This window comes from Alicyclobacillus fructus (assembly GCF_017329605.1).
In the GTDB taxonomy this organism is placed as follows: Bacteria; Bacillota; Bacilli; order Alicyclobacillales; family Alicyclobacillaceae; genus Alicyclobacillus; species Alicyclobacillus fructus.
This window is the reverse complement of sequence record NZ_JAFMTY010000044.1, coordinates 1-9,607: the sequence shown is the minus strand read 5'-3', so window position 1 is coordinate 9,607 and position 9,607 is coordinate 1. Positions and strand designations below refer to the sequence as shown.

At 55.2% G+C, this 9,607-nt stretch carries 10 protein-coding genes; 6 read left to right on the top strand and 4 right to left on the bottom strand.

Annotated elements, in window-relative coordinates:
- Nucleotides 1-195: 195 nt before the first annotated feature.
- The 6 genes from J3481_RS13980 to J3481_RS13960 all read left to right on the top strand — a co-directional run bounded on the left by J3481_RS13980 (nt 196) and on the right by J3481_RS13960 (nt 6,335).
- Nucleotides 196-696: a sigma factor-like helix-turn-helix DNA-binding protein gene (locus J3481_RS13980; protein ID WP_206832733.1), complete on the top strand. Its 501-nt coding sequence runs from the start codon at nt 196-198 to the stop codon at nt 694-696.
- Nucleotides 697-1,005: 309 nt separating this feature from the next.
- Nucleotides 1,006-2,658, top strand: coding sequence for an RNA polymerase sigma factor (locus J3481_RS13975; protein WP_206832732.1), 1,653 nt, complete (start codon nt 1,006-1,008; stop codon nt 2,656-2,658).
- 303 nt (nt 2,659-2,961) lie between these two features.
- Nucleotides 2,962-3,588, top strand: a complete 627-nt coding sequence (locus tag J3481_RS13970; protein ID WP_206832731.1) for a UPF0236 family transposase-like protein — start codon at nt 2,962-2,964, stop codon at nt 3,586-3,588.
- Nucleotides 3,589-3,897: 309 nt separating this feature from the next.
- Nucleotides 3,898-4,512, top strand: a complete 615-nt coding sequence (locus J3481_RS15125; protein ID WP_407929343.1) for a CPBP family intramembrane glutamic endopeptidase — start codon at nt 3,898-3,900, stop codon at nt 4,510-4,512.
- Nucleotides 4,513-4,860: 348 nt separating this feature from the next.
- Entirely contained in the window at nt 4,861-5,337 is a 477-nt protein-coding gene (locus J3481_RS13965) for a GNAT family N-acetyltransferase (RefSeq protein ID WP_206832730.1), read from the top strand.
- A 527-nt stretch (nt 5,338-5,864) separates the two neighbouring features.
- Complete coding sequence (locus J3481_RS13960; protein WP_206832729.1) at nt 5,865-6,335, top strand: hypothetical protein; 471 nt, start codon at nt 5,865-5,867, stop codon at nt 6,333-6,335.
- Between the two features lie 200 nt (nt 6,336-6,535).
- Here the strand turns inward: J3481_RS13960 and J3481_RS13955 are convergent, their stop codons facing one another.
- The 4 genes from J3481_RS13955 to J3481_RS13940 form a co-directional block, all read right to left on the bottom strand.
- Nucleotides 6,536-6,859: a YolD-like family protein gene (locus J3481_RS13955; RefSeq protein WP_206832728.1), complete on the bottom strand. Its 324-nt coding sequence runs from the start codon at nt 6,857-6,859 to the stop codon at nt 6,536-6,538.
- Nucleotides 6,856-8,112 (bottom strand): DNA polymerase IV, encoded by a 1,257-nt coding sequence (locus J3481_RS13950; RefSeq protein ID WP_206832727.1) that lies wholly within the window; start codon nt 8,110-8,112, stop codon nt 6,856-6,858. The genes J3481_RS13955 and J3481_RS13950 overlap by 4 nt, the downstream gene beginning before the upstream one ends.
- The gene (locus tag J3481_RS13945) at nt 8,109-8,366 is read right to left on the bottom strand and encodes a hypothetical protein (RefSeq protein ID WP_206832726.1); all 258 of its coding nucleotides are present in this window, start codon (nt 8,364-8,366) and stop codon (nt 8,109-8,111) included. Before J3481_RS13945 ends, J3481_RS13950 begins: the two co-directional genes overlap by 4 nt.
- A 478-nt stretch (nt 8,367-8,844) precedes the next feature.
- Nucleotides 8,845-9,607 (bottom strand): transposase (locus J3481_RS13940; RefSeq protein WP_206832725.1); only part of this gene is annotated, 763 nt, incomplete at its 5' end.

Below are 9,607 nucleotides of genomic sequence, written 5' to 3'. Positions count from 1 at the left end.
AGGGCTGTAGACACTACACGAGTTATCCACAGGTCCCACGAACCTGCATGGGCAAAGGGTTCGTGGGACTTTGTATGACTACGAAGTGTCGAAGTCGGGCATCAGGTAGAAATTGTTGAAGACTAAGAGCCGATTCTTTCGAGTCCTTGTGGACAAGTCTGTGGATGCCTTGTGGATAACCTGTGGAGGGAGACCATGCGCAGGGACCTAGAGGACCTGATTGTCGAGTACGAGTCCACGCGCGAGGCGATCCGTCAGGCTCGGAACCGAGCGCGGCGAGAGGCCAATGATCAGGATGCCACTCTGTATGACAGCATGGTTCGTGATCTCGACTATGCGTTAGCAGAAATGGAGGGGCAATACCGCGCTCCTCGGCGCGAAATCCTCGTCGGCGACCTGGCCGACCTGGACAGGCTTGCGGCGCGGCGGAGACGGTGGATGGACTGGGACAAGGCGGACGAAGCCTGCGAAGAGGAAGAGCGCCTGCCCGTGGCGTGGTTATCGTTCCTGAGCCTGCGGGAAGCGGCGTGCCTCTTTGCTTACGAGCGCGGGATGACGTACTCGGCGATTGCGCGGGAACTTGGGATTCGGCGCGGGACGGTGCAGGCGTATGTAGAGCGGGCGCGGGAGAAGCTGGCGAGGACGGAGGGGGTGCAGTTGGGGTTGTTTGATGAGAATCTAAATCTGGGGGTGTGATGGTATGGAGCAAAATCCACGCATGGACTCGAGAATTAAGCGTGAGTTGAGTGTAGTAGTTGAATTCGGAAATGAAGGGTGAAGTCCTTTTTGATATCCGAGGAATGATTATTCTACAATATATAGATATTGTGTAAAATAATAATAATACATTATTTGTTTAGGGGTGTCCACTGTATTGACTCAATACCATGATCACACACCTCGGCACAGAGGCGTGGACGGGACACGCTTCTTGGTCCTCTGGTGAGAACCTTCATGCCTCGCTTCGAATCATTACGGGTGACAACCGCGAAAGAGGTGAGGACCATGGAAGTTGCTCAACTGGTCGAGGCATGTCGCCAAGGCTTGCCGGAGTCTTGGAACACGCTTGTCTCCATGTTCCGCCCACAGGCGCTAGGCTGGGTCACGCAGTTTTGCCGGGATCGAGATTTGGCGGAAGACGTTGTGCAGGAGAGCTGGCTGACCGCAGCACGTCACCTGTCCGAGTTACGGAATCCACAGGCGTTTCCGCGTTGGTTCTTTCAGATTGTGAAGACGCAGGCGTATCGCACGTTGATGCAAGCGTACAGGGAGCAGGTCGAGGAGATGAAGGAGGTAGCGTCGGATGTAGACCAAGAACGGAGTACCGTCCTGAAACTGGATTTGGAACGAGCGCTGGACAGCCTGCCGCTGGAATTGAAACAGGTATTTATTCTGGCGGGCATATACCAATGGCCCATCCGGGATGTGGCCTCGTTCCTGAGAATTCCGGCGGGGACCGTTAAATCACGTTTGTCGAGGGCAAGGCAGCAATTGCAAGCCGCCCTGGAGGAGGGTGGAGGTGATGCGGCCGGCCAGGAGTCTGCCTACGAGTCACTGTACTATGTCCTGTCTGCTTGGGGCTCCGGGGAAAAGGTCGATCATCCAGCGGTTCGTCACACGTTGGCCAGAGCCTGGGCCACGATGAAGAGCCTGAGGTTCACGCTCATCAGGGAATGGCTTTCAGGTGAGCAGATCGGGAGAAGACAACAAGCGCGGTATACATGGCGTGCGCCCAATTGGCTGAGGATTGAAACAGAATCGCCGGATGCCGGGCGCGTCGTCACGATCATTCATGGACGCCGCATGCGAGTGTGGATGGCAAAGACGAACACCATCCAGGAAGCGCAGGTCCCGCACGAGGCGGATCCATCGTTCATGTTGGGCCACCTTTGGAAAGAGTTGCTGACCCGAGATGACTTGGTGGTCATGCCGCCTGAGCAGGGCGAACGGTTATGGCACCTGTGGGTGGAGCTCGATCGCGACGTCACCGCCGAGGAGGATGAGGCGTGTGAGAGCGTCCACTTCTGGATTCATCCGGAAGACGGTCTGCCGAGGCGCATCGAGTACTGGAATGGCCGCGGGTGTGTGTTCCGCGAGGTGATGGAGGACATCGAATGGAACGCATCGGTTGCCAGGCGCGAGTTCAACTTGCCTGCGGATGGAAAGAAGGGACGCCTGTGGACGTTGGGTGACATCCTCGGCGGCATCCCGATTCGTGTTGAGCCACACGACGCGATACGTCAATGTCCGTTTCCGTTGTTAGGGCTCGACCGGTCCGTCGTGAAAGAACTCGGATTGCACGACCATGTTGAAATCTCCAAGTATTATCAAGGGCGAGAGTGGGCGGTCCGGTACGGTGCACCCGCACGTTCTACGGCGGTGTTGCGGGGTGAAGCGTTCATTATCTTGTGGCAGGCAGGAGCGGTAACGGACGACGTGCATCGTCATTGGAGGATCTCAGACCTCCAGGACGAGTGGCCCCAACTTGGGGCCCAGGCGAGAAGCGGAGAAGTGATCACGCCTCGTTTCGTGATTTCGAGACTGTATTGGGAAGTGGACGGAAGGCCGTACCTGCTTATGGCTTCCGGCATCTCCACGGAACGGTTGGTGAGCTTCGTGCATTCGGTGAGGCCCCTGCGCGAAGACGACACGCAGTGAGTGGATTGGTCCGAACAGACGGATTGACCGGTCCCGTGCGGTGAAGTCAGCGTGCCGCATTGGCAATGAGTCAATACAGTGGACACCCTGAAACTGAGAATGCATAAAGTTTCCGGTTTGATGAGTTCTTACGGACGTGCTTGACGTCGTCGTGGCCTATGAAGGGAAACAGTCGGCTGGTGGCAAACGGAAGGCCCTTGTGGGGCGCCGCGTGGTGGCAGGCGTGGTGCCAGGCGAAGAAGTGTGGGAAGAGGCCGTGGCAGCGTTTTCGGAGCAGTGGGAGTTGGAGAGGCGTGCTGTTGGGTGGGCACGGACGGCGCGGCGTGGGCGAAGCGGGGCGTGGATGTGTTTCCGAGCGCGGTGCACCGGTTGGACCTGTACCACCTGTACAAACATCTGCGCACGGCGTTTGGCGTCGAGAAGGCGGCGTATGAAGAAATGTGCGCGGCGTTGGAGCGCGGAGATTGGACGGAAGTGGAGGCGGTACTGCGGCGGGCAGAACGGGTCCGGAGGGGCAGCGCACGAGAACGTGTGCGCGCGCTGCGCCAGTACCTGCGTGCGAACTGGGAAGGCATCCGGAGAGACGGTGCCGCCGAATCGCTAGGCGCGATGGAGGGGCAGGTGTTCCACCAGTTTGCGCGGCGGATGAAGCGGCACGGCGGGTGGTGGAGCGAGGTCGGCGCACACCGTCTGGCCCGGGTGCTGGCTGCACGAACAAGCGGGAAGTCGCTGAGCGTCGTGATGGGACTGGAAAAGCAAGAACGCGCGGCGAGCCGCGCGTTCATGAAAGCGTCGTGGGCGCCCGCGCCCGCCAAAGCACACGAGGCTGCGATGAAAACGGCGCAACTGCCGGCGCTCTACGGGCCACATGCCAGCCGTGTGTGGGTGAAGTATGTGCTGAGGGCGCTCACACGCGGGCCAAGGCTCTGAACAATGCTTGTGGGGCTCTCGCTCTCACCCTCGCTGCCCCTACGAAAACTTGACACGGACTACTTGTTGCGCAATAGTTGACACCGACGGGGAGCGGGAAATCAACGTGGAACCCCTCACGTGGCCCAAACCGAATGCCGGTGGAGCATGAGATGGAAATTAGAGGAAGGTAGTTTGGCTGTTTTCCGTGAGCAGGCATCTGAATCGTCGCGACGGTTGGTGAGGACTCCTGATCGCAGCATTACGGGTGAGGGATCCGTTGCGATAGTGAGATAGAGGGACCGAACCCGTAATGAGGAGGCGTCATACATGAGGAACTTGAAGTTTGTTGTTTCATGGTTACTGACGAGCTGCATTCTTGTGATACTGGGAACCTTCGTGTTGCTGGTGTCGCATCAAGCGAAGATATTAAATACATTTTTTGTGTGGCACGGATTTTACCCAGCGTTCATATCAATTCTGATTTCATTCTCCCTGATTCTTCTACTGATGATCCTTTGTACCTTATGGAAGCGCATCCGTGAGGATATACTCAGTAACGTAATTCATCAAATTTCATTATGTTCATATTCCGTTCTATTCCTCATAGGTACAATCACAGCGGTTCCTGAGGAGTATGTATACAGAGGTATAATCGGCGCTATTATCCATGGCAATTTTGTGATGAAAGATATCGTGATGTCTCTCATCTTTGCTTTCTCGCATGTCCAGCCTATCGTGCAGCGGCGATATGTGTATTTCGTATGGATAGTCTTTGTTTCAACTGTGATCAGTTCCACTTACCTAATCATGCATGACTTGGCAGCAGTCATGATTCTTCATGCTTCTTACAATATACTGGAGACTGCAATCTCAATGTGTATACACAGGTATCTCAGGGGCAGTTTTGTGCAAGGTGCCGAACGCGAGTCTGTTGCGGACTGACCTCGTCGAAATCCGTTCTCCGAACAGCGTGAACCAACGACACGGTGCTGGTATTCTTCAATGAAGCCGCATGGATGAGGCACGTCCTACACGAATTGGCGCGGTGCCCGCACACGGTGGCGTGACCGTTGTGCCGGTGAGGTTTCCCTTATGAAAACTGGACACGGACCACCCTCCTGTCTGGGTTGACTCTGGGCTAAGTATAGCTAAAATACATTGATATGGGGTTTTTTATTATTCGATGATTTTTCAGAATTCAATTTCTAATGTTTAACAGACTGATTCTGAGTTGAGTGTTTCTGATTACGCGGGAGAACTCAATTGGCCGTTGGTAATGAGGTGGATTAAGTGGATTACATTGTGACAATTGGCGATTACGAGATTTCAACCGAGGTGGGCCGACTTCAACGGGAGGTCATCTGGCGGTTCCTACATCGCGAATCGGAATGGGCCCGCGGCATTCCGTACGAAGTCATGTGTCGGACGTTGGACCATTCCTTGAACTTTGGCCTGTATACTCGAACCGGAAGTCAAATTGGGTTTGCAAGGGTGATTACCGACTATGGCCAATTTGCCTACCTATGCGATGTCTTCGTGTTAGCTCCCTATCGCGGCCGAGGTCTTGGGAGAGCCTTGGTAAAGGCTGTAATGGATCATCCGGATCTCGTCGGTCTCCGTAGGTATGCGTTGGACGCTGTGGACGAAGCCCGTTCGCTGTACGCCCAGTTCGGTTTCGCACCGTTGGCCGATCCCAGTGGGCATATGGAAATTACCCACCGAGCCATGGAATTGTGGCCACGGGGGAACAACGACCACACGGAGTGACTAGGCATATGTCCTATCAAAGGCCAACAATGCATGGACATTCAGCGGCGACTAGTCTGTTATTGCTGTGCTAGTGGGCGGAAGTGTTCAATATGGGGCATATAAGTTTATTGGTAAGCGTCAAGCAACCCACACATAGTTTTTTGCCTCCCCGTGCTTAAGAATGACCTCATCAAGCACAGCGGGAGGTTTTTGTGTATGCATGTACCTGTGTCTCATCATGAGAAGCGTCAGTTGTGGCGCGAACGCGTCGCCGCCTTCTACGGCAGCGGCCTAAACTGGGCGCACATGGTTCGACATCCGCTCTCACATGCAAGCGATGCATCAGGTGACGAAGAGCACACCGGACGGGATGGTCGTGCAGCGCACGGAGACGACAGAGGTGCAGAGCCTTGTAGACACTACACAAGTGATTCACAGGTCTCACGAACCCGTGTAGACTATGGGTTTGTGGGACTTCGTATGAGTGTAAAGTGTCGAAGGCGGGTTATACACGTCGGCATGAAGGTATACAGGGAGTAGTTAGTATGCATGTTTTGGAAATACTCACTTTGGTTGCAACCGCCATTGGAGGTATTGGTTCTGCATGGGCGGCCATCGCGGCAACATTGGGATTACGTGAATCAAAGCGATATCGAAGGATGAATCTTCAGCCATTAGTCACGGTCTCGGGCATCGGGCGCCCCGAAGGAGGTCATATGTGCCTGGTAGGAAATAGATATGTATATCAAAACGCTCGATATACTTTTACACTACGAAATTGCGGTCCCGGCCCTGCGGTGCTTGGAGATAATCCGTTTAGAGGAATCATCAAGCATTCGTTCGAATTAACAACCGAATTACCAAGACGCTTTGTCTACCAAGATAGACCTTGTCCTAATGTGTTGCCTTCCGGCGATTCGTGTAATGTAACACTTTATCTTGGATATAGCGATGAAACACCCATGGAAAATCCATGGGAATTTAAAATATTTTATAATGATATGTATGGAACTTAATTTTGGACAAAAATTTTGCTTAATCCGGATAGTGGTTACGTTGTTGGTCTTGAATTTGGACCGAGCAAAAATGCGACTTAACCCTTAAGCCATTGACCTCATAAATCATTCCAAATCGCCAGTTCCACCCACGTAGGGGGCCATAGCAACCATGCGTGTTGCCCTTCCCACAAAGGAAGGATGCCTTTCCGACATCCAAATTACGATGATTCTGCGTCTACCATTTCCACTTCAACCACGTCCCGCACATCCACGATATGCACGCCGGCCGCAGTGCACACACGTAATTCCCGACCGCGCACCGACACGCGACCGACGAGCACCACGTCCCGTTCCGGCGTAAACACCGTCACGCGAACAGTGCGTCCCTCGCGAAGCACATACTGCATCTCCTCCAGGCGTTCTTCGGTGAGCACGGGGCGTTTGCGCTTTGCCCGCATGCGCTGGATCTGCGTCATGAGCTCGCGATGCTCAGGCAAGACCATCCGCATGGCTTCGAAGATGTTTCCGTCTCGGATGTTCATGCGTAGTGGCCTCCGATTCGCAGACTCCGATCACGCAGTTGCCCGGCGCGTGTCAGGCTCACAGCGCGCATGATGGACGTCTCGCCAAAGCGTGCGCGGATCTCGTCCACTGTCTCGTACAGTCGTGCCCGCGCCGGCACGTTCGCAAACAGCGATAATTGCACGGTCTCGCGAAATTGCAACATGTCCACGCTCACCGACACGGCCCGTACGCCGGAGCCGTCCCAGTGCTGGTCCAGCAGCGCCAGGAGTACAGGGTACAGTTCGTCCGGGTCGTTGGTGGCGTGTGGCAACGTCTTCGCCCGGTAGAACCCGCCCGTCAGTCCTTCGTATGTGAGCCCGAGGCCCACGCGCCGGCCGGCTTGATGCGCCTGCCGGAGGCGATGACACACCTCGTCCAGCAGCTCCAAGATAACGACAGCGACTTCGCTGCGCTCGGAGAAGTCTCGCGGCAACGTTGTGCGATGGGAGTAGCCCTTGTGCGGCGCGTGGTAACTGTTCGGATTGATGTCACTTACGTCAATCCCGTTCGCCCAACGGTGGATGACCTCGCCCCACACGCCGAATTCAGCCTTGAGCACACCGACGGGCAGGCGCGCGACGTCGCCAATCGTCTGACACTTGAATTTGCGCCGCAGGACTTCCGCACGCCGCTTCACCCCCCACATCTCCTCGACGGGCAAGGGATGGAGCACTGACGGAATGTCCTCTTCTCGCCACCATACGATGCCACCAGGCGTCTTTTTGGCGGCCTTGTTCGCCATCTTCGCGAGCCACTTATTCGGCGCGAGTCCAATGCGCGATCGGATGCGGAACTGATCCCAGATGCGCGCTTGGAGGTTGCGTGCCGCCGCAATCGGGTCCGGAAACAACGCGGACGGGTATGGGAACGCGATGAAGCCCTCGTCGACCGAGAATTGCTCCTGGAACGGGAAGCATTGCTGCATGAGCATCTGTATCCGAACCGATACGTGCAAATAGAAAGCCATGTGCGGCCGCACGACGATGAGGCGTGGACATAGCCGGAACGCTTCCCACAAGCGCATGGCGTTTTCGACGCCGTATCGCTTGGCCGTTGGTGTGGCTGCCAAGATAATGCCAGAGCGCCGGGCCGGGTCACCGGATACCACAAGCGGCGGATCGGTGGAGTCATCGCACTCCTTGCGCCTGGCCGCATACTCCTCTCGGCTTGCCACCTCACACGAGGCGTAGAAGCTCTGCATATCCACCAGGCCGTAGACAAGATTGGTCATCGCGAGATCATTCCCGTCCGTTTGGCGCGATTCGCGGCTTCCGCCTCGAGCATCTTGCGCATGAAGACTGCTTCGTCGTAGTGGTCGCCGACACGAAATTCGACGCGGATATCCATGTCTCCGTCCTGACGCTCGATGATGTGCTGACCATCTTCTCGCATTTGTGCCTTGGCGCGCGCAAGTTCGCGTGTGATGTGCGCTTGGATGACTTCGAGAATGAGGAGTTGGCGAAGCAAAGCGGTAGGGCGGTCCATAGGGACACCTCAAATGCGAACATGTGTTCTTCAAAGAGAGTATAAGCAGTTTGGAGGAGAATACAAGTCGCCTTGGTTATGTTCGCAAGCTATCGAAATGGCGATGGAGTGAGCGAGGAGCGGACGCGCTGTTCCGACTGATAGTGGCTCGTGCAAACGGGGAGTTTGCCGCGAAAGCAAGCGCGAAGCGGGAAGAACATCTTTCGACGATCCAAGCGACGCGAAATCCGCATGACAGATGCAGAGATTGCGTGCAAAGTAGAGGCCGCGTCCTCGTGGCTTGCTGTGCACTAGGAGCGTGTCCGAGTATTCGATTTTCCTGTATAAAATGCTCATGGAACTGTATATCATCACTGTTTTTACTCAGCACTTCGCATGTACTGTGAGCGCCGGGCTATAATTGGTTCTTTCTCACCTTTGGTGAAGATTGTCCAGCATAGGGTGTGGGAATTCGACAAAATTCGACTACATGGCGAGCCTATGCTAGAAGGAGGCGAATCCGCAGGAGTTGGAAACTAGCCCGACCGTACATTTGTCTTTTCACCATCTTCAACCGGTTCACTTGTCCTTCAACCTGTCCATTGCTCCAAGGTTCCGTAACGGCCGCCGCGACAGCCTGCCAGTCTTGCACGAGTCCACGCGAAAATTGCTCGATCTCTCGAATCCCGCTTGTCCGTGCCTCGCGAACCCAACGTTCCAGACCGGCGGCGTCATGCTTGTTGAGTAACTCTCGAAACGCTTGGCATAATTCGATCACGCGATGTGCACCGGAGACCGTGTCTCGTATGAGTGCAATCTGCTGTTTGTCCTCGTCATCAAGTTCGTTGGATGAGCGTGTGAGGAGCCGCGCAACGTGTCGCGGATTCATCCGACGACGTCGAAATTGCGCTTGTGATGCTCTTGGAGGGTTCGCATTCGTGCCTTCCCGCCGCAGATTCGCGACGTATTGTGTGAGGGTGGAACGAGAACCCGAATACCCTTTGGTTTGGAGATGGAGAAAAATTTGACTACCTGAGTATCCCTGACGAAGGAGTTGCGAAATCTCGTCTTTGTAGGCGTCAAGTAGTGTCCTTCGCCGTGGCCGAGAGATGTGAGGGAGATCTGTCCATCGCAGGTATGTTCGAACGGTTTGTCTGCTGAGTCCTGTCTGGCGTGCAATCGCGCGAATGCTCATGCCGGAAGCGTAAAGCTGCTGAACTTCTTGAACACGTGCCCACTTGGCCGCTCGACGTTCGTGTTGT